General features: G+C 63.6%; 22 protein-coding genes. 11 read left to right on the forward strand and 11 right to left on the reverse strand.

What is annotated here, in order from left to right:
- Positions 1-103: 103 nt before the first annotated feature.
- The 5 genes from gspD to gspG are packed head-to-tail and all read right to left on the reverse strand — an operon-like array spanning position 104 to position 5,654.
- Positions 104-2,470 (reverse strand): type II secretion system secretin GspD, encoded by a 2,367-nt coding sequence (gene gspD, locus AC09SL_RS08255; protein WP_058545562.1) that lies wholly within the window; start codon positions 2,468-2,470, stop codon positions 104-106.
- The gene (gene gspM, locus AC09SL_RS08260; protein WP_058545563.1) at positions 2,467-3,039 is read right to left on the reverse strand and encodes a type II secretion system protein GspM; all 573 of its coding nucleotides are present in this window, start codon (positions 3,037-3,039) and stop codon (positions 2,467-2,469) included. The genes gspD and gspM overlap by 4 nt, the downstream gene beginning before the upstream one ends.
- Entirely contained in the window at positions 3,032-4,213 is a 1,182-nt protein-coding gene (gspL, locus tag AC09SL_RS08265; RefSeq protein ID WP_058545564.1) for a type II secretion system protein GspL, read from the reverse strand. Before gspL ends, gspM begins: the two co-directional genes overlap by 8 nt.
- Complete coding sequence (gspK, locus tag AC09SL_RS08270; RefSeq protein WP_058545565.1) at positions 4,210-5,196, reverse strand: type II secretion system minor pseudopilin GspK; 987 nt, start codon at positions 5,194-5,196, stop codon at positions 4,210-4,212. The genes gspL and gspK overlap by 4 nt, the downstream gene beginning before the upstream one ends.
- An 8-nt stretch (positions 5,197-5,204) precedes the next feature.
- On the reverse strand, positions 5,205-5,654 hold the full coding sequence (gene gspG, locus AC09SL_RS08275) for a type II secretion system major pseudopilin GspG (protein WP_058545566.1): 450 nt from the start codon (positions 5,652-5,654) through the stop codon (positions 5,205-5,207).
- Between the two features lie 148 nt (positions 5,655-5,802).
- On the opposite strand from gspG, the gene gspI reads away from it, so the two are divergent.
- Positions 5,803-6,180: a type II secretion system minor pseudopilin GspI gene (gene gspI, locus AC09SL_RS08280; protein ID WP_058545567.1), complete on the forward strand. Its 378-nt coding sequence runs from the start codon at positions 5,803-5,805 to the stop codon at positions 6,178-6,180.
- A gap of 167 nt (positions 6,181-6,347) precedes the next feature.
- Here the strand turns inward: gspI and AC09SL_RS08285 are convergent, their stop codons facing one another.
- Complete coding sequence (locus tag AC09SL_RS08285; RefSeq protein WP_064106917.1) at positions 6,348-6,776, reverse strand: type II secretion system protein N; 429 nt, start codon at positions 6,774-6,776, stop codon at positions 6,348-6,350.
- Positions 6,777-6,893: 117 nt separating this feature from the next.
- Here AC09SL_RS08285 and gspH point away from each other — a divergent pair, with 117 nt between their 5' ends.
- Positions 6,894-7,346 (forward strand): type II secretion system minor pseudopilin GspH, encoded by a 453-nt coding sequence (gene gspH, locus AC09SL_RS08290; RefSeq protein ID WP_058542696.1) that lies wholly within the window; start codon positions 6,894-6,896, stop codon positions 7,344-7,346.
- Positions 7,343-7,954, forward strand: coding sequence for a PulJ/GspJ family protein (locus AC09SL_RS08295; protein ID WP_058542695.1), 612 nt, complete (start codon positions 7,343-7,345; stop codon positions 7,952-7,954). Before gspH ends, AC09SL_RS08295 begins: the two co-directional genes overlap by 4 nt.
- Before the next feature lie 69 nt (positions 7,955-8,023).
- Here AC09SL_RS08295 and AC09SL_RS08300 read toward each other — a convergent pair whose 3' ends face one another.
- Genes AC09SL_RS08300 through AC09SL_RS08310 form a run of 3 tightly spaced genes read right to left on the reverse strand, consistent with a single transcriptional unit; the run spans position 8,024 to position 10,177 of the window.
- Positions 8,024-8,965 (reverse strand): FecR family protein, encoded by a 942-nt coding sequence (locus AC09SL_RS08300; protein WP_058542697.1) that lies wholly within the window; start codon positions 8,963-8,965, stop codon positions 8,024-8,026.
- A 37-nt stretch (positions 8,966-9,002) separates the two neighbouring features.
- A complete protein-coding gene (locus AC09SL_RS08305; RefSeq protein WP_058542694.1) occupies positions 9,003-9,548 on the reverse strand; it encodes a sigma-70 family RNA polymerase sigma factor in 546 nt (181 codons plus the stop codon).
- On the reverse strand, positions 9,545-10,177 hold the full coding sequence (locus tag AC09SL_RS08310; RefSeq protein WP_081264446.1) for a TonB C-terminal domain-containing protein: 633 nt from the start codon (positions 10,175-10,177) through the stop codon (positions 9,545-9,547). Before AC09SL_RS08310 ends, AC09SL_RS08305 begins: the two co-directional genes overlap by 4 nt.
- Positions 10,178-10,377: 200 nt before the next feature.
- On the opposite strand from AC09SL_RS08310, the gene AC09SL_RS08315 reads away from it, so the two are divergent.
- On the forward strand, positions 10,378-10,731 hold the full coding sequence (locus AC09SL_RS08315; RefSeq protein WP_058542692.1) for a hypothetical protein: 354 nt from the start codon (positions 10,378-10,380) through the stop codon (positions 10,729-10,731).
- A gap of 125 nt (positions 10,732-10,856) precedes the next feature.
- On the opposite strand, the gene AC09SL_RS08320 is transcribed toward AC09SL_RS08315, so the two are convergent.
- Positions 10,857-11,297 carry a carboxymuconolactone decarboxylase family protein gene (locus AC09SL_RS08320; protein WP_058542691.1) on the reverse strand — a complete coding sequence of 147 codons (441 nt, stop codon included), beginning with the start codon at positions 11,295-11,297 and terminating at the stop codon, positions 10,857-10,859.
- A 195-nt stretch (positions 11,298-11,492) separates the two neighbouring features.
- Here AC09SL_RS08320 and pdxR point away from each other — a divergent pair, with 195 nt between their 5' ends.
- From pdxR to AC09SL_RS08335, 3 genes are all read left to right on the forward strand, one after another.
- Positions 11,493-12,926: a MocR-like pyridoxine biosynthesis transcription factor PdxR gene (gene pdxR / locus AC09SL_RS08325; RefSeq protein ID WP_064106916.1), complete on the forward strand. Its 1,434-nt coding sequence runs from the start codon at positions 11,493-11,495 to the stop codon at positions 12,924-12,926.
- Positions 12,927-13,047: 121 nt separating this feature from the next.
- Positions 13,048-13,329: an antibiotic biosynthesis monooxygenase family protein gene (locus tag AC09SL_RS08330; RefSeq protein WP_018614356.1), complete on the forward strand. Its 282-nt coding sequence runs from the start codon at positions 13,048-13,050 to the stop codon at positions 13,327-13,329.
- Positions 13,330-13,591: 262 nt separating this feature from the next.
- Positions 13,592-13,996, forward strand: a complete 405-nt coding sequence (locus AC09SL_RS08335; protein ID WP_058543655.1) for a cupin domain-containing protein — start codon at positions 13,592-13,594, stop codon at positions 13,994-13,996.
- 103 nt (positions 13,997-14,099) lie between these two features.
- On the opposite strand, the gene AC09SL_RS08340 is transcribed toward AC09SL_RS08335, so the two are convergent.
- Positions 14,100-18,968 carry an NAD-glutamate dehydrogenase gene (locus AC09SL_RS08340; RefSeq protein WP_058543654.1) on the reverse strand — a complete coding sequence of 1,623 codons (4,869 nt, stop codon included), beginning with the start codon at positions 18,966-18,968 and terminating at the stop codon, positions 14,100-14,102.
- Between the two features lie 432 nt (positions 18,969-19,400).
- On the opposite strand from AC09SL_RS08340, the gene AC09SL_RS08345 reads away from it, so the two are divergent.
- The 4 genes from AC09SL_RS08345 (at position 19,401) to AC09SL_RS08360 (ending at position 22,846) form a co-directional block, all read left to right on the forward strand.
- Positions 19,401-19,754: a hypothetical protein gene (locus tag AC09SL_RS08345; RefSeq protein WP_058543653.1), complete on the forward strand. Its 354-nt coding sequence runs from the start codon at positions 19,401-19,403 to the stop codon at positions 19,752-19,754.
- A 163-nt stretch (positions 19,755-19,917) separates the two neighbouring features.
- Complete coding sequence (locus AC09SL_RS08350; RefSeq protein ID WP_058543652.1) at positions 19,918-20,943, forward strand: LacI family DNA-binding transcriptional regulator; 1,026 nt, start codon at positions 19,918-19,920, stop codon at positions 20,941-20,943.
- Between the two features lie 153 nt (positions 20,944-21,096).
- Positions 21,097-21,879, forward strand: coding sequence for a sugar phosphate isomerase/epimerase family protein (locus tag AC09SL_RS08355; RefSeq protein WP_064106915.1), 783 nt, complete (start codon positions 21,097-21,099; stop codon positions 21,877-21,879).
- Positions 21,872-22,846 carry a sugar kinase gene (locus AC09SL_RS08360; protein ID WP_058543651.1) on the forward strand — a complete coding sequence of 325 codons (975 nt, stop codon included), beginning with the start codon at positions 21,872-21,874 and terminating at the stop codon, positions 22,844-22,846. The genes AC09SL_RS08355 and AC09SL_RS08360 overlap by 8 nt, the downstream gene beginning before the upstream one ends.
- The last annotated feature ends 43 nt before the right edge of the window (positions 22,847-22,889 follow it).

Below are 22,889 nucleotides of genomic sequence, written 5' to 3' on the forward strand. Positions count from 1 at the left end.
TCCCCAGACACTTGAATCTCAAGCGAAAGGTCAAGATCAAAAGATCGCAGGCTTCGCCAGCTCCTACAGAACCCAGCGCGAACTTGCTTCCTCGCCACGGTGCTCATTGTCCAACCGGCTCCGTGAGGGGCACCGCCTTGATCACCGCCCTGGGCGTTTGCAAGCTCACCGGCGCAGCCCCCGGGATCGCCCGGGCCGAGGCCGGCAATTGCGGAGCTTGCATGTCCGGCAGTGCCCAGCTGCGTTCCGGTTGCAGCAGGCCCTGGGCGCGGCGCATGAAGTCGTAGCGGTTGAGGGTGATGCCGCGGCCCGCCGCCGTGTCGCGGATGATGTAGGGCCGCAGGAACACCATCAGGTTGGTCTTGGTGATCTGCCGCCGTTCGTTGCGAAACAGCGCGCCGATCCCGGGAATCGTCGACAGCCACGGCACCGCGTCGTTGCTCTGGCTGTAGCCATCCTGCAGCAGCCCGCCAAGGACCATGATCTGCCCATCGTCGAGCAGGATGCTGGTGTCGATGGCGCGCTTGTTGGTGACGATACCGGTGGTGCTCGAGGCGCGATTATCGACGCTGCTGACCTCCTGATAGATGTCGAGCTTGACCGTCCCGCCTTCGGAAATCTGCGGTCGGACATTGAGCTTCAAACCCACCTCCTCGCGGGTCACGGTCTGGAACGGGTTGTTGCTGGTGCCGCCTCCGCCGGTGACGTAGCTGCCGCTGACAAAGGGAATGGTCTGGCCGACAAAAATGCTCGCCGCTTCGTTGTCCAGGGTCAGCAGGTTCGGTGTCGACAGCACATTGGTGCCGCCCTTGCTCTTCAAGGCCCGGGCCAGGACCTTGAGGTCGAGTATCTTGCCGATGCCGGGAATGTCCACCGTGCCGTTGACCAAGCCAAGGTTCAGGCCTTGAGGCAATACATCGATGCTGGTCTTGCCATTGAGATTGAGCCCCGTGCCGCCAAGATTGACCCCACCGATCACGCCGCTGCCACCGAGGTTGCCGGTCTGCCATTGCACGCCGAATTCGCTGGCGTCGTCCTCGCCGACCTCGACGATCAGGCTCTCGATCACCACCTGGGCGCGACGCTGGTCCAGCAAGTCGATGACCTCCCGCAGGTTGCGGTACAGCGGGTCCGGCGCGGAGATCAGCAAGGTATTGGTGGTGGCGTCAGCCTGGATGGTCACGCCGCCAGCGCTGAAGGCGGTGCCCTGCTCGTTGTTCGTCGAAGCGGAGGTCGTGCCGTTGCTGCCTTGGGCGTAGCCGTTGCCACTGGTCGAAGCACTGCCGCCGGTGGTGGTGCTGCTGGTGCCATCGCCACTGCTGCTCTGCCCGCTTTGGCCATTGGTGCTGCCACCCATGCCACTGAGCACCGAGCGCGAGTTGTCGTTGCCCTCGCCTTCACTTTCCCCGGTGAGCAAACCACGCAGGGATTGGGCCAGCTTGCCGGCCTGGGCATTGCGCAGGTACACCACGTGCAGATTGCTCGGGTTGTTCTGGGCGTTGTCGAGCTTGTAGATCAGGTTGCGCGCCAGCTCCGTGCGTTCGGGGCTGCCGGCGCGAATGATGATGGAGTTGGAGCGCGGGTCGCCGATCACGTTGATCCTCTGGGTCTGGTCGCCGCCCTGGGTTTCCAGCAGGTCAGAGACCATTTGCGCGATGTCGACGGCGATGCCGTTGTGGACCGGCACCACGTCGGTGTCGATGGCGCTGGGGGTGTCGATGCCTTCGATGAGTTGCGCCACCCGCGACAGGTTTTCGGCGTAATCGGTGATGACAATGGTGTTGTTGCCCGGGTAGGCATTGATCGGGTTGTTCGGTGACACGATCGGGCGCAGCACCGGGATCAGGTTCACGGCGTTTTCGTATTGCAGGCGAAAGGTGCGGGTCAGCATGCCGTTGCCAGCCGGTTTGTCGGCGCTGTAGATCGGCCCACCCAGCAGCTTGGCATCGGCCTCCGGCACCACCTGGGCGACGCCGCCGACATCGACCACGCTGAAGCCTTGCATGCGCAGCGCGGCCAGCAGCATGTCGTAGGCCTGGTGAGCCGGGACCTGGCCTTCGGACACCAGCGTCAGGTTGCCCTTGACCCGCGGATCCACCAGGAATTGTTGGCCGGTGGAACGGGACAAGGCCCGCACCACCGCCTGAATATCGGCCTCGACGAAGTTCAGCGTCACCGGTTGATCGCCCAGGGGCGTGCGCGCCGGCGCAGTGCTGCGCGGCTCACGGGCACGGGCGGTAAGATCGACCTGATGCCGCACCGCAGGCTTGCGTTCACGCAGGTCCTGGGCCCGCTGGCGATCGAGCAATGCATCGCCGCTGCGCTGGGTGCTCCCCAATGGAATGCCCAACTCACTGTCCACCAGCAACGGTGGCTGCGACGCGGGCGGCGTGCTGTTGCACGCACTCAACGCGAGCAACAACAGCGGTGCAGCCTTGCGCCAATGACGTGGGTAGCGGGCCCCTTTCATGAAGCTTCCTTAGCGCTTTGCGCCTGATCCATGCGTACGGTGCCGGACAGTGTGCCGGCGGTGTTGTCGTTGTCGTGGTTGTCGGGACTGGCAAGGGCGGTGCGCTGCAAACGGGCCTCGATCACTTCCAGGGAGAATTGCCGTGGGTTGCCCAATAGCCAGCTGATCACCGCCTCTGCCGGAGCCTTGTCGAACGTGAGCTGCCAGGCGTTGGGGCGCTCGGCGTCGGGAGCTTGCAGTTGGTAATGCTGGCTCAAGCCACTGGCTTCCAGGCTCTGGCGCAAAGCAGCCTCAAGGGGCTGGTCCGGTGCAGGCCCGGCGACGTCACGCAACAGCACTTCGAGGGCTTGGGTCTGTGAACGCAGCTTCGGGGTTTCGGCTTGCCAGTAGGCGATGGTCTTGAGCGGCGGCTGGATCAGTGCGAGCCAGACCAGGCAGCCGCCCACCACCAGTGCAGCCAGGGCCACGGCGGCCTGTTCGCGCACGGCAAGCCCCTGCCAGAACGTGCGCAAACGCGTGCGAAAGGTTTCCCAGCGCCCCCACGCCAGTGCCAGGGAATGCTTATTCATCGTCTGCGCCCGGGGTTTCGTCGGGGCTGTCCTGGTTGCCCTGGCCGGCCGGTGCCACCCGCAAGGTCCAGCCCTGATCGATGGCCGCGATGTCGATGCCGGCCTGGGCCAGGGGGATTTTCCAATCCTCTGCAGTGGCGGGTTTCTGCGCCTCGGCCACGACATTCAGGCGCAACTCACCGTTCTCGAATACCAGCGCCTGGACATTGCCGCTCATGAACGGCATGGCACTGCCCGCCTGCTGCACCAGGTTGGCAAAGCGTTGGGCCGGGTCGGTCGCCGCACCGCTCTGGCGCGCCGCGATTTGCTGGCGTGCCTGTTGCAGCGGGTTGAGAATCACCGGCAACTCGGGAAACGCCTGCTTCACTCGCTGGCTCATCCGCGCCTTGAGTCGCTGGCCCTGCGCCGCTTCGCGGGCGGCGTAGAAATTCAGCCCGATCACCCACACCGCCAGCGCTGTCGCGCAGATCGCCGCCGCCCGGCCCCAACCGCCGCGCTCGGCCGCATGGCGTGCAAGGCCGGCATGCAACCCCCAGCCTGGCGCGGGGCCCATCCAGCGTTGGGTTTCGGCCAAGGTACTGATCGAGGGTTGCGGCGGCGCGTCGCCGATCCAGTGCAACCCGGGCCCCGTTTCCAGCAGCCATTCGTCCAGCGCCTCTTGCTGCAACGGTTGCACCACGGCGTGCTGCAGGCCATGGCGCACCAGCAGATGGTCGTCCTCGATGCAGGCCACCGGCCCCGACAGCACCGGCAAGGCGTAGGCCGCCGGGTAGAGGCCGCGCAGCTTCATACCGGCCTGATGCACAAGCCGGCCCAGCGAGGCGAGCGATTCACGATCCAGCCAGGCGATCTGCACCTGCCCGTCAACGTCACGCGGGCTGTGGGCCACCTGCATGTGTTCGCTGGCGCCGAGCATCAGGGCCTGGGCCGCGCACGTCACCGCTGCGGTGATCTTGGCCGCAGGCAACAGCGGCAATTCCAGGCGGGTCAGCAAACTGTCGCGGGGATGAAGGAAGCATTCCAGCGAAATATTCTTACCGCCCTGGCCCAGTGCCCGCAGGCTGCTACGGCCCTGTTCGCGGACCTGGCCCTGGCGATCCAGCCAGGCAAATGCCACCTCGCTGTCGAGGTCCAGGCTGCCCAGCGGCGCCAGGGCGATGCGCAAGCGCGTCATACGCCCACCCTGGACCAGATCACCTGGGGCAAGCGGTCCTCGGTGCGTTGCAGCAACGCCTCCAGTTCAACCCGTCGCTGACCGCTGCGTGCCTGGCCCCGCAGGCGGAACCAGTCGCTGGTGATGCCGACCTTGACGCTGGCAGTCTCCAGTTCCGGCATGCGCAGGCGATTGACGAAATCCCCGCGGTTGATAAACCAGTGGCCGCCGTCGCGCTCCCTGACCAGTGCCTCGGCCCGTTGCAGCGACAGCCCCGGCACGTAGGCGGCCAGCACCGGGGCGCTGGCGGTGTTGCCATTGAGCCAGGTGTTGGTCGGCAGGATCGTCACGTACGGTGCCAGTGTGTCCAGCAACCGCGTGGTGACGCCCTTGACGCTGCGCAGGTCTTGCAAGGTGCGCAGCATCGGGCGCGTCGGGGCCAGCGGCGTGTTGTCGGCCTGTGGCGAGGTTTCGCGGCCACTGTTGAAGGTATTGGCCTTCGACGCTTCGTCCGCCCGCGGCGGATTCAACAGGCGCGGATACGCCTCGACCACCCTTTCGACGATGCGCGTGCGGACCGTCGCGGCCACACCAAGCTGCTGGCACAAGCGTTCGAAGGCGCGCACTTGTTCTTCATCCACACGCTCATTGGCGACGAGGTTGCGCAGGTTGAACTTGCCTTGCTCATCTTCCAACTGGCCTTCGAACGGCGTATCGACCTGGCCCGAGCCCGGCATCACGATGGGTTTGGCCCAGGGTTGGCCAAAACGCGTCAACGGATCGCGCTGGCGGGCATCCCAGAGCAACTGGCGACTCAGTTGCAGGCCGCCCTGCAACCGCGCCATGCCCTGGACACGTAGCTGCTCGGCCTCCAGGCTGCGGGTGAACAGGGTCTGGCGGGTCAGCATGCCGCCGGCGATCACCGCCACCACGGCAGCGATCAGCAAGGCACTGATCACCGCCATGCCGCGCTGCTTCGCCGCTGCGGGCGAATCCGTTCGCATCACGGCCCTTACAACTGCCAGGAGCCAATGTCGGCATTCACGCCGTCGCCGTCAGGCTGGCCGTCGGCCCCCAGGGAAAAGATATCGACTTCACCGTTGGCACCCGGGTTGAGGTAGTTATAAGGACGGCCCCACGGGTCGTTGGGCAGGCGCTCCAGATAAGAGCGCCAGGTGCTGTTTTTCGCATCGGCCGGCTTGTCCACCAGCACCTTGAGGCCCTGGTTCATGCTCGGGTAACTGCCGTGGTCCAGGCGATACAGCTTCAAGGCTTGCATCAGGCCGCCAATGTCCTGTTTCGCCGCCGTTGCCCGCGCCTGGTCGGGGCGGTCGAGTACCTTGGGCACCACCATCGCCGCCAGGATGCCGAGGATCACCACCACGACCATGATTTCGATCAGGGTGAAACCCCGCTGCCCGCGAGGGCCTTGGGAACGGGCGTTGTAACGGGCGATCTGCATCTCGACGGTCCTTCGCTGGATTCGATTCGAGGCGCAGTGTTGCAAGAAAATATGTCAGTGATATTGAAATTGCTCAGGAGCTTGCGTCGTCAATTGGTCACGAGCGCGGGCTAATCTTGAAGGCTGCCTTCACCCTTGAGCCCGTGCCATGCCACGCCCTGCTCCGCAAGCCGGCTTCACTCTGATCGAAGTGCTGGTGGCCCTCGCGATCATCGCCGTGGCCATGTCGGCCGCCGTGCGCGTGGCCGCGGTGATGACCCAAAGCAACGGCCTGCTACGGGACAAATCCATCGCCCTGCTGGCCGCCCGCAGCCAGTTGGCGCAGTTGCGTCTGGAAGGCCGTTTTACCCAGGGCTCGAAAGTGTTCGATTGCGATCAGGGGCGATTGCTGTTGCGCTGCGAACAGAACCTGCGCCCGGCGGAAAATGGCCGGTTGCTGCGGGTTGAGCTGAGCGTGTCGGATCGCAGTCGCGAAGCACCGCCGTTGGCTCGGTTGGAGACGTTGGTCAGCCGGGAGAAGCCCTGATTAAACGGAATCCCTGCTGGGCTGCTGTAGGAGCTGTCGAGTGCAACGAGGCTGCGATCTTTCCCCTGACAATTGAGTCGTGAGCGAAAGATCAAAAGATCGCAGCCTCGCTTCGCTCGACAGCTCCTACAGCCCCAGCGGGAGCAAGCTCCCTCGCCACGAGGGTTTCAGGGGATTAGCGAGGGCAAGCTCACCGAATCCGGCAACCGAGCCAGGGCCAGACGGGTCTGTTCATTGCCGCGTTCGATGACCACCGCCTGCGCCTCGATCGCCACCAACCGTACCCCCTGGGCCACCCGTTCACCCACCAGGAAACTGCGCGGCGGCCCGTCGTTGAGGCTGAGGATCGCCACGGGCGCGCGGGTGCCGGCCATCACGCCGCTGACCTTGATCTCCACCGGCGCCGGCTGGTTGGAGAACCACTGCAGCGCTGGGTTATCGGAACGCTCGGCCATGCGTTGCGGGGCAACATCCGGCGTGCGCGACTCGGCCGGCGTGAGCAGCAGCGAAGACCAGGTCGCCACCCCGGCCAATGCCGCCAACAAGCCCACGGCCTGGACGATTTGCGCCGGGGACACACGCTCGATGAACGCCATGGCCTGAATCTCCTTTTTTGGGTTCCAGCGGCCAGCGTACGCGTCAATTCTCTCCGTTTTATTTCACATCCTTATCATCTTCACCGTGCAGGATGGCTCACACGCAAAGGAGCGCCCATGAACCTCGGCAAGCAACACGGTTTCACCTTGATCGAACTGATGGTGGTGCTGGTGATCATCGGCATTGCCAGCGCCGCCGTAAGCCTGAGCATCAAGCCGGATCCGTTGAAGTTGCTGCGCCAGGATGGCGAGCAACTGGTGCAACTGTTGCAACTGGCCCAGACCGAAGCCCGCACCGATGGGCGACCGATTACCTGGCGCTGGGACGCCAAGGGGTTTGGCTTCAGCCGTCGCGCCGATCGAGGCGTCGGGATGGATCGCTTCAAGGACGACCCGCAACTGCACCCACGTCGTTGGCAGAGTCCGTCGATGGAGGTGCGCGTGGAACCGAGGCAGCGGGTCGTGTTGGATGCCGAATGGCTCGGCGCGCCCTTGCAGATCCGATTGTCGGACGGCCTGAACAGCATCACTGTGCAACGCAGTGCCGCCGGGCGGGTGCAACTTCAATGAGCGCCCGGCAGACAGGCTTCACCTTGTTGGAAGTGATGGTGGCGATCCTGCTGATGGCGGTGGTCAGCCTGATTGCCTGGCGCGGGCTGGACAGCGTGACCCGTGCCGACAGCCACTTGCAGGCCAGTACCGAACAGACCGAAGCCTTGTTGCGGGTGTTGAACCAACTGGAGCGCGACGTCGCCCTGCGCGCCAGCATCGAACTGAGCGAACCGGTCAAACCCGACGTCGACGACCCTCCCTCGACCGCCCCACCCGCCCTCACCGTGCGCAGCACCGAAGGTCGGGGCTTTCGCCTGGATGTCATCCGCGTGGCAGCGGCCCAGGAAGGCGAGCTGCAACGGGTGCGCTGGTGGCTCAAGGGCGACACGCTTTACCGCGCCCAAGGCCAGGCCCGCAGCCGCTACCCACTGCCGGCACCCGGCTCGGGCATGGCGGTGCTCAGTGACGTCAGCGACGCCGCACTGCGGTTCTGGGATAAGGAAAAAGGCTGGCGCAAGCTCAGCGGCAACCGCCAGGAAAACCCGATGGGCATCGAAATCAGCCTGACCCGCCAGACACCCCAAGGCGTCGAGCATTATCGACAGGTGTTGGGGCCGCTGGAGTAAGCCCAGCGAATACGCACCCTTGTGGGAGCGGGCTTGCTCGCGAAGGGGCCCGCCCAGGCGCCACCGGCCTCAGCTCAGCACCACCACCCCACCCGGCAATTCGGTGCATTTGGCGCCATAGGCATCGCGGATCAACAGCGCCACGCCCGCCAGTTGGTCAAGGCGAAACCGCGCCTGGACCTTGCGCTGGCCCAGTTCGCGGTTGAGCAACAGCAACATGCCGGGCCGGTAGCGGTTGATTTCATCGATGACGCTGGCCAGGGTCGCGTCGTTGAACACCAGGACCTGCTCACGCCAGGCAATCGCTGCCGACACATCGGCCCGCTTGGGAACGCCCACCCGGCCAGGGTCGTAAGTCAACTGCATGCCCGGCTCCAGGCGGAACCGCTGGCCTTGCACCTCGACCTGCACCACGCCCTCCAGGCAGGTGGCGCAGACGCTCTGGTCGGTGTAGCGGATGTTGAAGCGTGCCCGAGCGGCGCTGATCCAACCGGCGCCGGCCTGGACGCTGACCACCTGCGCACTGCGCCCCTGCACTTCAATCTCGCCGCTGAGCAATTCCAACCCTTGTCCGCCATCGTCCAGCGGGCGGCGGCTGAGGCGGGTCTGAGTATTGAGCTCCAGGCTGACGCCCTCGGCCAGTTCCACCCGACGCTGCTCGCCGACGTCGGTGATGTAGTCGGCCCCCAGCCCGGAAACACCACCAGGCACCGTGGCGCGGATCAATAGGAAAGCCGCCGACGCCGCAATGGCGCCACCCAACAACGCCCGACGGCCGAAATGCCGGGGCGCCTGTACCGCCGCGGCGGCGGGTTGCAGCCCGTGCCACAGCGCCTTGGCCTGCTTGAAGGCCCGGGCATGTTCGGGGCTTTGCTCGCACCATAGGCGCAAGGCCCGGGCATCGGCCACGGTGGCGCGCCCCGAGGTCAGCAGGATCAGCCAGTCTCGGGCCTCGCTGGCCAATCGGGCCTGGGGCGTGGCATCAGGGGAAGCGATGCTGAAGATGTTCAAGCGCACACACACTCACGAAAGGGTCGGGTCTCTACTCTCAAGACGGTTTTCCCGCGCCGGGACCGAACCGCTGAATGACTTTTCTTTCCAGGCGCTGGGCGCAGTGCCCCAGCGCAGCCTTGATTTCCTTTTCCACCATACGCGTGGAAATACCGAAACGCTGGGAGATTTCCAGGTGCGGCGCTTCTTCCAGGCGTGCGGCGATGAAGATCCTGCGTCGGCGCGCCGGCAGTTCGTACAAGGCCTTGAGCAGGGTCTGCAGTTCCTTCTGTCCCCCCACCACCCGGGCCGGATCCAGTGCTTCATCCGAGACCTGCAGCAACTCCTCGATTTCATCGCCGGTGAGCAGGCGCGCATCGGCCTGTCGACGGTCGGCGGCGATGTTCAGGGCCATGCGATACAAATAAGCGTTGGGTTGGGCGATCTCCGGCGTATCGACCATGCGATCGACCCGCAGATAGGTTTCATGCAACACATCGTTTGCCAGTTCCTCGGAGCCCAGGCGCCTGCGCAGGCGCACCTTGAAATCCTCATACGAGGTGAGGAACAACTTCACCAACGGGCTGCGACCGGAGTCTTTCATCGCCCGGACACCCCTTCCCCTGCTATGCATTCCATGCTTCTTCCTGATGAGTCGGGTAACAAAAGCAGGGTCACCGGCTGGCGCAACGAACTGGGCGCCGGGCGGTCGATCCTGAGGTTTTGCAAACTGTTGACCAAGGCCTTGTCCCGCATCAGGTCGCCCGTGGAACTGACCAGGCGGCTGTGCTGGACCACGCCGTCCCGGCCGATCCACACTTGCAGCACCGCCCGGAAACTGCCCGGGCGGGTCAACGGTGAACGACACAAGTTGCGCTGGATGACCGTCTGGATGGCTGCCGCGTAGTTGCTGTCACTCAAGCCCGGGGTTACACCGGGAGCCAGCGGTACCTCGCGGACCCGCACCGGCTGCAACGTGAACGCATCCGCCCGGGCATAGTGCGCCGCCAGCCCGGTGCCGCTGAGCAACACCCTCAACCCTTCGGAAGGAGTGAACAGCCCCTGCACACCCAGCGTATGGCGCTGGCTCGACAACTGGTGGTCCACCAGCACCGCCATGCCCGTCGCCCGGCTGAACTGCTCCAGCGCCGTGGTCAGTTCCTGGGGCGCGATGTCCAGGTCCACCAGGCCGACTGCCTGGATCGGCCCGGCCAGCAGACACAGCAACATCATCAGCCACCGCAAGGGCGTCCTGGTCATTCCACGCCTGCGTCCGCCCCCGGCTCTGCCCTGCTGCACGACTGACGTATCCGTTGAAAACCGTCATCCTGAGGGGAGTTTATGAATGTCGTATGACAACTGATACAAATCCCCCGGGCCGCACTAGACTGGTGCCAGACAACGAACCGTCCGGTGTAACGGGCAGGAGGTCGATGATGAAACAGTGGACGAAAATGATGGCTGGCCTCGGGCTGCTCATGGCCCTGCCCTGGGCCCAGGGCGAAGAAGCCCCGGCGTGTATCGAAGTGACCGTCGGTGGCTACAAGACCCCCGACTACAACTGCCTGAGCCGGCAGATGGGCAACGACCCGCAGGCTGCAGCCGCTGCGCAACAGGCTCAGGACGCCATCAATGTGCCGGTCAACGAACGCGCGCCGAACAGCATCGGCCTGGCCACCCCGGCGGCCACTGGCGTGCGCATGGGCAATACGTTTGGCACTTCGGTCAAGCCTCAGAGGCCGCCGGTTCCGGCCGGCAACTCGCCGCTGCCCAATGGAAATAAATAGAGACAAGCGCCAGACCTGCCCTGTGGGAGCAAAGCTTGCTCGCGATCCAGGCAACACGGTCCGCCAGATTCACCTCATCATCGTTCATCGCGGGCAAGCCTTGCTCCAACAGTTGGCTCTCGCGATCAGGCACTGGGACTCTGGCGGAAACTCACCGCCAGCCGGTTCCAGCTGTTGATGGTGCTGATCGCCAGGGTCAGGTCCACCAGCTCCTCCTCGCTGAAGCAGGCCCTGGCCTGGGCATAGACGTCGTCCGGCACCTGGCTCTCAGCCAACAGCGTCACCGCCTCGGTCCAGGCCAGGGCGGCGCGTTCGCGGGCAGTGAAAAAACCGCTGTCGCGCCACACCGCCACCGCGTAGAGCCGGCGCTCGCTCTCGCCCTGGCGTCGTGCCTCCACCGAATGCATGTCGGTGCAGAAGGCGCAGCGGTTGAGTTGTGAAGCGCGGATCTTGATCAGGTGCAGCAGCGCCGGTTCGATACTCAGGCGGCTGGCCAGGGCTTCCAGGCCGATCATGGCTCGCATCGCCCCGGGGGATGCAGTGTAGTAATCCAGACGCGGGCTCATGGCGGGCTCCGTGGTATTCAAGACCTTCACGGTAGGCCCGGGGGTCGGTCAATGACAGGTCCAATTCGTCGAAAAACCCGGAGGCAAGTCCAATGGGCGCGATTTTCCCCACGCAACTTCTATGCAGTCGCACAATGCGGGTAATCTTGCGCCTTTGACGCTGGCGGCCAAACAATCGCCCAGGAGCTTGCGGGTATGGAACTTCATGTTGTCATCAACGGCCGCAAGGACCTGTCGGGCCAGTTGTATCAACAATTGCGCAGCGCCATCGAAAGCGGTCGCCTGGCGGCCGGCACGCAACTGCCGCCCAGCCGCCTGCTGGCCGAGCAACTGGGCGTCTCGCGCAAGACCGTCTCCGACACCTACGCCCAACTGACCTACGAAAACCTGCTCACCGGCATCATCGGCAAAGGCACCTACGTCAACGCACGGCCGGTCAGAATCGTGCGCAAACAGAGCCACCGCGAGCTGGCCGGTGCCGACGTCGTCGAAGCCTGGCGCACCATGCCGGACCTGATGCGCCACCCCACACTCGAAGGTGCGTTGCGCTACGACTTCATCGGCGGTGCCACCGGCAAGGGCCAGTTTCCGCTGGACGACTGGCGGCGCTGCACGGCCCACGCGCTGCGCCAGATTGCCAGTGCCAAGGGCTTCTACAGCCAGCCCGAAGGGCTGCCGTCGTTGCGCAATGCCATTGCCCGGCACATCGCGTTTTCCCGCGGGGTCAATTGCCAGGATGAAGACGTGGTGGTGTGCAACGGCGCGCAGCAGGCCCTGGACCTGATCTCGCGAGTGTTGACCCGTCCTGGCAGCCTGGTGGCCATGGAAGATCCGGGCTATCCGCCGGCGCGCCTGCTGTTCGGCTCCCAGGGCGCCACGGTGGCCGGGGTACCGGTGGACGAGCAAGGCATGCGGGTCGACCTGATCCCCGACGGCACGCGGTTGATTTATGTGACGCCCTCCCACCAGTTTCCCTTGGGCATGCCCATGAGCCAGGCCCGCCGCGAGGCCCTGCTGGCGCGGGCCTATGAGCTGGGGGCGATCATCATCGAAGACGACTACGACAGCGAATTCCGCTACGAAGGCCGGCCCGCCGATTCGTTGCAGAGCCTGGATGAACGCGGGATCGTGGCGTACGTCGGCACCTTCTCCAAGACCTTGTTGCCGGAACTGCGGCTAGGCTATGCGATCCTGCCGCCAGCGATTCTTGAAGCGGTGATCCTGGCCAAGCGCCTCACCGACCAGCACACCTCCACCCTGCCCCAGTGGGCACTGGCGAAGTTCATCGCCGAGGGGTGCCTGCTCAAGCACATCCGCCGCTGCCACACCCTGTATGCCGGCCGCCGCGAGCGAATCCTGGCACGCATGGGCGGGGACTTGTCACCCTGGTTCGAGGCCGTGCCCACCACCGCGGGCTTTCATATGGCGGTGCTGTGCAAGGTCCCGATGGACCTGGCGCTGGTGATCGAGTTGGCGAAAAAAGCCGAAGTCGGGCTCTACAGCCTGGATGGCTTTTTCAACGATACCCCGGTGCGGCCGGGCCTGTTCTTTGGTTTCGGCGCGATCGAAACCCTGGACATCGACATCGCCCTGGACCGCTTGCGCGACATTCTGCAGCAAGTGGCCTGAGGGATTGGACTGGGCATTTATCCGCCCATTGGCTGTTTGAGCCTTGCCCCGCCGGGCCTATCCTGCACGGGTGTCATTGATAGTGAGCAACCCCCTGCGACTTTATTCAGGAGCCTGAACAATGTCTCGCCAAGTGATCAATACCGTACAGGTGCAAGCCGCCGCCGGTCGCTCGGAAGAACTGGGCCGGCAATTGCAGCAAATCGTCGAGACCCTGCGTGCCCAGCCGGGCTGCGACGCCTACCTGGTCGACCGTTGCCCGGACGATGGCGACCGCTGGAACGTCAGCGCCCGCTGGCAGTCGGAAGCGGCCATGCAAGCCCACTTCAACTGCCCCGAAGTGCAAGGCTTCATCAGCCTGATCGACAACCGCCTGGCCCGAAGCGTCGACTTCAACAGCTGACACCCCACGCCTGTAGGAGCTGCCGAGTGCAACGAGGCTGCGATCTTGCCCAACCCAATTGAATCTCAAGCCAAAGATCAAGAGCCAAAGATCGCAGCCTTCGGCAGCTCCTACAGGGGTACCGTTCACATGGGGTGGATCGCGGTATTGGTCTACCCACCTTCCGAAAGATTGGACGTTTGCTTACTCCACCGTGGGGCTTAGGGTGAATCCATCGCCGCGACAGCGCGAAATCACTCTAAACCACACAGGTCATACCTTCATGAAAACACTCTGTCTGATCGCCGCCCTCGGCCTGCTGCCCATGACCCAGACCTACGCCCACGAAGCCGCGCCTTCGGAGAAGGTCACGGTGCTGCAGGAGCAATTGCTGAAAAACGTTCCAGGTAAAAAAACCATGATGCTGACCGTCAACTATGCCCCCGGCCAAGCGTCCATTGCCCATAAGCATGAGGGCACGGCCATGGCCTACGTGCTCGAAGGCGCCATCACGTCCCAGGTCAAGGGTGAGCCGGCGAAGACCTACAAGGCTGGAGAGTTCTGGTATGAAGCGGCGGGTTCCGAGCATTTGGTCTCGAAAAACGCCAGCACGAGCCAACCGGCGAAATTGCTGGTGTTCATGGTGATGGGTGAGGATGAGGCGGTGTTGATACCGCTGAAAAACTAACAGCCAAGACGCAGTCTCCCTGGGGTCCACAGGGGATCTTGTACAACTCCCCAAAAAAAAGCCCCGCATCTCTCAATGCGGGGCTTTTTCATTCAACGCCGGATCAGTTGGCCGTGACGACCGCCTGACCGCTCAACGCCAGGTCCAGCAGTTCGCGGTTGGCGACCGCGTACATGGCGTAGTCGGTGCCGCTGGCGGCACGGATGTCCACCAGCATGGCGCGCCAGCGCTCGACCATTTCACGGTGCTGTTCCAGCCACAGCGCCAGGCGGGTTTCCACGTCCTGGGTCGCATCGCCGTCCTGCAGGACCGAGATGGTGATCGCCCGTTGCTGCCAGTCGATGTCATCGCGGAACGCTTCACGGGCCAGTGCCTGCCAGTTGTTTTCCACCGGCAGTGCGCTGATCTGTTGCAGGTACCAGGTGATGTCCAGGGCGCTGCCCACGGCGAAGTAAGCCTTGGCCACATCGGCAGCGTTCTGACCGGTGACGTCGGACGCCTCGATGATCGGCAACAAGGTGTACAGGTGCGTGGTGCCGGCGACCATGCGCGCCAGCAGCTCCGGCACACCGGCGGCCACGTAGGCCTGGTAGCGGGTCTGCCAGCCTTCGCGGGTCGGACCTTCCAGCAGTTCGTCGAGCTTGAGGCCCAACGCGGCCAGGTGCGGACCGAAGTGCGCGACGTCACGGGCAGCGTTCTGCTCGTTGCGGCGGCTGCGCAGGAACCAGCGCGTGGCGCGACGCCCCAGGCGCATCAGCTCGTCCATCAGCTCCAGTTGCACGTCGGCCGACACCTGGTGGTCCAGAGCTTCGATCTGACGGAACCAGTGCGGGAGGTGGAAGATATCCCGAACTATTACATACGCACCCGCAACATTCGCCGGGCTCATGCCCGTCGACTCTTTCAACCTTTGGACAAAAGTGATGCCCATGTGGTTGACCAGGTCGTTGGCGATCTGGGTGCTGACGATCTCGCGCTTGAGGCGATGGCGACGCATGGCCTCGGAGAACTTGCTGACCAGGGTCGGCGGGAACGCGGTCTCCATGTCACGGGTCAGGTAATCGTCGTCCGGTACCAGGGAGTTGAGCAGCGCTTCCTTGAGGTCGATCTTGCTGTAGGAGATCAACACCGACAGTTCGGCACGGGTCAGGCCATGGCCTGCCGACACGCGTTCGGCCAGTTGCTCTTCAGTCGGCAGGAACTCGATGGCGCGGTCCAGCTTGCCACGGGCTTCCAGGTCGTTCATCAGGCGCTTGTATTCGGCGATCCGCACGAAGGCGCGGCGTGCCGCCAGGGACAGGGCCTGGGTCTGCTTGTAGTTGTTGCCCAACACCAGGCCACCGACTTCGTCGGTCATGCTCGCCAGCAACTGGTTGCGTTGCTTGTCGGTCATGTCGCCGGCCTGCACCACTTCGTTGAGCAGGATCTTGATGTTCACTTCGTGGTCGGAGCAGTCCACGCCGCCAGCGTTGTCGATGAAGTCGGTGTTGGAACCGCCGCCATTGAGGCCGAACTCGACGCGACCCAGCTGGGTCATGCCCAGGTTGCCGCCCTCGCCCACGACCTTGCAGCGCAGTTCGTTGCCGTTCACGCGCAGTGCATCGTTGGCCTTGTCGCCGACATCGGCGTGGCTTTCAGTGCTGGCCTTGACGTAGGTACCGATACCGCCGTTCCACAACAGGTCCACCGGCGCCTTGAGCAGAGCGTTGAGCAGCTCGGTCGGGGTCAGTTTGTCGGCCTTGATGTCGAAGCGTTCTTTCATCTGCGGCGAGATGGCGATGCTCTTGGCGCTGCGCGAGAAGATACCGCCGCCTTCGGACATGATGCTGGTGTCGTAGTCGGTCCAGGCCGAACGCGGCAGGTCGAACAGACGCTGGCGCTCGGCAAAGCTGCTGGCCGGCTCCGGGTTCGGATCGATGAAGATGTGCAGGTGGTTGAAGGCCGCGACCAGCTTCAGCTTGTCGGACATCAACAAGCCGTTGCCGAATACGTCGCCGGCCATGTCGCCGACACCTACCACGGTGATGCTGTCTTCCTGGACATTGATGCCGCGCTCGCGGAAGTGGCGCTGCACGCCGACCCACGCGCCCTTGGCGGTGATGCCCATTTTCTTGTGGTCGTAGCCAGCCGAACCGCCGGAGGCGAACGCATCGCCCAGCCAGAAGCCGTAGTCGATGGCGATGCCGTTGGCGATGTCGGAGAAGGTCGCAGTGCCCTTGTCCGCCGCCACGACCAGGTACGGGTCATCGTCGTCATGACGCACGACGTTGGCCGGCGGTACCAGCGCGCCGTCCTTGAGGTTGTCGGTGATGTCCAACAGGCCCGAGATGAAGATGCGGTAGCAGGCGATGCCCTCGGCCGCGATCTCGTCCCGGCTGCCGCCCAACGGCAGGCGACGTGGCAGGAAACCACCCTTGGCGCCCACCGGCACGATCACCGAGTTCTTCACTTGCTGGGCTTTTACCAGGCCGAGCACTTCGGTGCGGTAGTCTTCCTCACGGTCGGACCAGCGCAGGCCGCCACGGGCTACGTTGCCAAAGCGCAGGTGCACGCCTTCAACCCGTGGCGAGTAGACGAATATCTCGAACTTGGGCACCGGTTTCGGCAGTTCCGGGATCAGGTGCGGGTTGAACTTGAAGCTGAAGTACGACTTGCTATGGCCGTTGGCGTCGGTCTGGTAGAAGTTGGTCCGCAGGGTCGCCTTGATCAGGTCCAGGTAGCGACGCAGGATGCGGTCTTCGTTGAGCACCTGGACGTCGTCCAGGGCCGAGAGGATCGCTTGCTCCAGGCGCAGCTGCTTGTCTTCCAGGTCATCGCCACTGAGTTTGCGCGCCAGGTAGAAGCGGGTCTTGAACAACCGGGTCAACTCGCGAGCGATGTCGGTGTGGTTGTTCAGGGTGCTGGCGATGTAACCCAGGTCGAAGCCCAGGCGGATCTGCTTCAGGTAACGGGCGTAGGCGCGCAGCAGCGCCACGTCGCGCCATGGCAGGCCGGCGGTCAGCACCAGGCGGTTGAACGCATCGTTTTCGGCATCGCCACGCACGATGTGGACGAAGGCGTCCTGCAAGGTGTCGTTGAGTTGCTGGATGTCCAGGTCCAGGCCTTCGGCGGCGGTGAACGCGAAATCATGAATCCAGAACTCGCGGCCATTGGTGTGGCGCAGGCGATAAGGGAATTCGCCCAGCACACGCAAGCCGAGGTTTTCCAGGATCGGCAGCACGTCGGACAGCGCCAGTGGCGTGTCGGCGTGATAGAGCTTGCAGTGCAGCTCACGCTGGCCGGAGACCTGGCCCAGCGGCTGGTAGAAGCTCATGACCAGTGGGTTTTTTTCGCTCAGGCTCAGCAGGTGCTGCATGTCGACCACGGCCGAGTGCGCGGCAAAGCGCTCGCGATAGCCGGCCGGGAAACCTTTCGGGAAATCCGACAGCACGTTGGTGCCTTGGGCTTCGCCGAAGCTCTCGACGACGAGGCTGGCGTAGTCGTCCTTCCAGCTGCGGCAGGCCTGCACGACTTCTTTTTCCAGCAGCAACGGGTCGATGTCGATGCGGTTCTTCGGGTCCACCCGCAGGATCAGTTGTACACGGGCCAGCACGGATTCGGAGAAGAAGGTCCAGAACTCGCAGTCCGAGGCCTTCAGGCGATCCATCAGCACTTGCTGGATCTTCTGGCGCACTTCGGTGGAGTAGATGTCACGTGGCACGTAGGCCAGGCAATAGCAGAAACGGCCATACGGGTCTTTGCGCAGGAACACGCGGATCTTGTTGCGTTCCTGGATCTGCACGATGGACATGACGGTGCTGAACAGCTCGTCCACCGGGGTCTGGAACAGGTCGTCACGGGGCAGCACTTCGACCACCTGGGCCAGTTCCTTGCCCAGGTGCGCCTTGGCCTGGAAGCCCGAGCGACGCTCGATTTCCGCGACCTTGCGGCGGATGTACGGGATGACCCGCACGCTCTCGCCATACACCGAAGAGGTGTACAGGCCCATGAAGCGGCATTCCTTGATGACCTTGCCGTCGGCGTCGATTTCACGGATCGACACGTAGTCCGGGTAGGCCGGACGGTGTACGCGGCTTGGGTGCGCGGCCTTGGCGAACGAAAGCAGCGTCGGTTCGCGCAGGTAATTGACGGCGTAGTCTTCGATGCGCAGGTCTTCGGCGGTCAGGCCGGCGCGCAGTAATTTGGTCAGGCCCAGGAACGAATCAGGGTTGTATTCGATGTGACCGCCATCGGCCTCATCGCGAACCACGAATTCTTCGTAGCCCAGGAAGGTGAAGTGGTTACCCACCAGCCATTCCAGGAAACTCTTGATCTCGCTCTTTTCATCAGCGTCGATGGCGTAGGCGCTGCTGTCCAGGCTGTCGAGGATTTCCTGGACCTTGGCTTTCATCGGTTCGAAATCGGCCACGGCCACGCGCACTTCGTCCAGCACTTGCTCGAGTTCCTTGCTCAGGACGTTGAGTTCGGCGGCGTTGGCGCAGCGGTCGATCTCCAGGTACATCAACGACTCTTGCAGGATGTCGTCGCCCTGGGTGCCTTTTGGCAGGATTTCCAGCAACTCGCCCTTGCTGCCGCGACGCACGCTCAGCACGGTGGTTTGCAGGGTATGGATGCTGTAGCCGCGACGGTTCAGCTCGGTGCGGACCGAGTCCACCAGGAATGGCAGGTCGTGGTGCAACACTTCCACGGCCGTGTGGGTCGACTGCCAGCCGTGGCGTTCGTAATCGGGGTTGTAGACGCGCACCTGCGGTTGCGTGTGATCGAAGCGCTCAAGCAGGCGCCAGGCAGACAGGGTGCAGCCGGCAAGGTCGGACAACCGGCGCTGGGTAAGTTCATCGAGGGAAATGATGCCGAAGAATTGTTCAGCGAACAGCGCCACTTGTGGCAGTGCCTGTTCACTGATGTGCTGCGCCAGTGCCGCCTGCAGTTGGTGCTGGAAGTCGGCTTTGCTGGCTGCGGTGAAGAACGCCATCTGTGGTACTCCGCTTGGGCTTGTTATTGATTGAAGCGTCGCGTGCAACCCCTGCGGGGCTGTCGGCCATCCCGTTCCTGATTCTCGGGCAGAGGAAACAGGACGACAGGTGGGTGAAGCTGGACAGGACCGGCAGGTCACATCCTTTTCCATGTAATTTCACGTCATGGACACCTGCAAAAACCACCCCGGGGTGGACTTTGCAGGAGCACATCCGTTGCGCAGCTTAACGAGTGCGACAATGTGCCTGCTTGCAGCGCTGCGACATATTCGGTCATCGGCAAGCTAAACCGGCCCGAGTTCATCGAACAACCCTAGCAGCCCAGGGGCGAAACGGCACCCAGAGGTAGTAATCCTGCAGAAAATCGTTCGGGCTGGCAGAATCCACTTTTTTTTGCACCCAGCGGGTGCATCGAGCCAGGAACCATCACCATGCAAATGACCACCGCCCTGCTGATCGCCACCCCATGTGACGACGAAGAAGACAACCTGGCCATGATCTGCTGCCACAGCGCCCAGGGCGAGATGTTCCTGATGACCCGCTACCCCGACGAAGACGAACTGGAAATCACCCTCGATGGCGAGCCTTCGACGCTGGAGGGCGTGAAGGTCACCCTCAGCCCTACCCTGCTGAAAATCGAAATCGCCGCAGCGGATGCCGATGCGTTGAACGGCGACGACACGCTGGAGATCATCCACGGCACCGATGCGGCGGACCTGGCGGAAGTGGAACTGACGTTGAAGAACATCCTCAAGGGGACAGGGACCTACACAAGCCAACTGTAAAATCCGAAGACAAACACGTTCCCGCTCGACTGAGCTGCCGAGCGGAAGCGAACCACCGTCGGTCGTGCCTCTGACACGTTGCCCTTGACGTCCCATTGGATTCTAGTGTTTCCTGAAACCGGTTTCAGAACCGCTAATAAATCCAATAAGCAGGTTTCAATCCGTGAATTCCTTCTCCGCCGCCCAGCGCAGTCGCGTGACCATGCTTGACGTCGCCGAACGCGCCGGGGTCTCCAAGGCCAGTGTCTCGCGTTTCATTGGCGAAGACCGCGCCCTGCTCTCCGAGGCCATTGCCCGGCGTATCGAGCAAGCTATCAGCGAGCTGGGCTACCGGCCAAACCAGATGGCCCGCGGCCTCAAGCGCGGGCGCACACGCCTGATCGGCATGCTGGTGGCCGATATCCGCAACCCTTATTCGATTGCCGTGATGCATGGCGTGGAAACCGCCTGTCGTCGTCATGGCTACAGCCTGGTGGTGTGCAACACCGACCGCGATGACGAGCAGGAGCGCCAGCACCTGGCGCTGTTGCGCGCCTACAACATCGAAGGGTTGATCGTGAACACCCTGGGTCATCACCGTGACGAACTGTTCGAACTGCGCAGCGAAATGCCCCTGGTGCTGGTGGATCGCAAGGTCGACCAGCTCGACAGCGACCTGGTCGGGCTGGACAACCCAAAGGCCGTCGAGATGGCCCTCGATCACCTCGAACAACGGGGCTACCGCGATCTGTTGCTGGTGACCGAACCGTTCGACGGCACCAGTTCACGAATCGAACGGGTCGAGAGTTTCAAGGCCGGCATCACGCGACGCCCTGCCCTGACCGGTGCCGTGGTGGAAACCTGCGACCAATTGAGCGAGCGCATCAAGGCCTTCCTGGCCCAACCAGGCCCCGGCCCCAAGGCGCTGTTCTGTGCCAACGGCATTGCCGCGTTGGCCGCCACCACGGTGTTGCGCGAGCTGGGTTGTCACTTGTTCGACGACGTGGGCCTGATCGCCCTCGACGACCTGGATTGGTACCCCTTGGTGGGCAGCGGCATCACGGCCCTGGCCCAACCGACGGCGCAGATCGGCGCCAGTGCGTTCGAGTGTCTGCTCAAGCGTTTGCGCGGGGACAAAGGACCGGTGCGGACCCTGGATTTTGCGGCGCGGTTGATTGAGCGTGGGTCGACGCTTGGGGTTTCTCGGTGATCGCGCGGGCCCTATCGCGAGCAAGCTCGCCTCCACAGGGATTTCCAGCGCGACACAGATCCAGCATGGGAGCGAGCTTGCTCGCGATGAGGCCCTGAAGCACACCACTTTTTTTTGCACAAAACTGAAACCGGTTTCAGAGGTATAAAAACAATGCACAACCCACCCGTATCCATCAGCCTTTCCAGCTACGGCGCCGACCTGGTGCGGCAACAAGGCCAAGGCAGTTTCATCGATCTGCTGGCTGCAGCTGGCGCCTCACGCATCGAATGGCGCGAAGAATTGCTCACCACGGAGCAGCCCGCCGAGCTGGCCGCTCGCGCCCGCGCCCAGGGGCTGCAAAGTGTTTTCTCGTCGCCACTGGAACTATGGCTCGCCGGGCAGTCCAGGCCCAACCCCGCCCTGGCGCTGGCGCTGCAACGGTCCGAGGCGTTCGGCTCGGCATGGCTGAAAGTCTCCCTCGGGCATTTCACCGACTCAAATGACCTGTCGGCACTGGCGGATACGCTCGGCGCAAGCCCGGTGCAGCTACTGGTGGAAAACGACCAGACCTTGCAAGGCGGACGGATCGAACCGATGCAACGCTTCTTCAACGCAGCACAAGCGCACGCATTGCCCGTCGGCATGACCTTCGATATCGGCAACTGGCAATGGCAGGACCAATCGGCCGCCGTGGCCGCCCGACGGCTCGGACGGTATGTGGCTTATGTGCATTGCAAGGCCGTGGCCCGGCGCGCCGACGGCAAACTGGTCGCCGTGCCTCCGGCCATGGCAGACCTGCACCTGTGGGAGCAACTGCTCAAGCACATGCCCATTGGTGTAATGCGCGCCGCCGAATACCCGCTGCAAGGCGAAGACTTGCTGCAATTGACCGCTGGACATGTCGCCACGCTGGCCCGTCTCGGACAGTCGCGCCGGGAGCCAGCCCATGCCTGAGTTCGATGTGTTGTCGTTCGGCGAAACCATGGCGATGCTGGTGGCTGACCAGCGCGGTGACCTGGCCAGCGTCGACCAGTTCCACAAGCGCATCGCCGGGGCCGACAGCAACGTGGCCATCGGTCTGTCGCGGCTGGGCTTCAAGGTGGCGTGGCTGAGCCGGGTCGGCGCCGACTCCCTGGGACGCTTCGTGGTGCAGACGCTGGAAAACGAAGGCCTGGATTGTCGCCACGTGGCGGTCGATCCAAGGCATCCCACCGGATTTCAGTTCAAGTCCCGTACCGGCGATGGCAGCGACCCGCAAGTCGAGTACTTCCGTCGTAGCTCGGCGGCCAGTCATCTGTCGATCGATTGCATCGCGCCATTGCTGCTTGAAGCCCGTCACTTGCACGCCACCGGCATCGTCCCGGCGTTGTCGGTCACGGCTCGCGAGATGTCCTTTGAATTAATGACCCGCATGCGGGAGGCCGGCCGCAGCCTGTCGTTCGACCCTAACCTGAGGCCGAGCCTGTGGGCCAGCGAGTCGACGATGATCACCGAGATCAATCGACTCGCCGCCCTCGCCCACTGGGTCTTGCCGGGGCTCGGCGAAGGTCGCTTGTTGACCGGTTTCGACGACCCGGCCGACATCGCCGCGTTCTATCTGGACCAAGGCGCCGAAATCGTCGTGATCAAGCTCGGCGCGGACGGCGCCTATTACCGCACGCACCTGGACCAGGGTGTTATCGCCGGCGTGCCGGTTGCCCGGGTGGTGGACACCGTGGGTGCCGGCGATGGCTTCGCCGTCGGCCTGATCAGTGCGTTGCTCGAAGGCCGCGCCATCACCGAGGCCGTGCTGCGCGCCAACTGGATTGGCAGCCGCGCGGTACAGAGCCGTGGGGATATGGAGGGATTGCCGATGCGCCTTGAGTTATTGACTGAATTTGAAACCGCCTATCGCGAGCAAGCTCGCTCCCACGGGGGTTAACTCGATCCCATGTGTGCGAGCTTGCTCGCGATAGAGCCACCGA

This window comes from Pseudomonas sp. PF05, assembly GCF_056521845.1.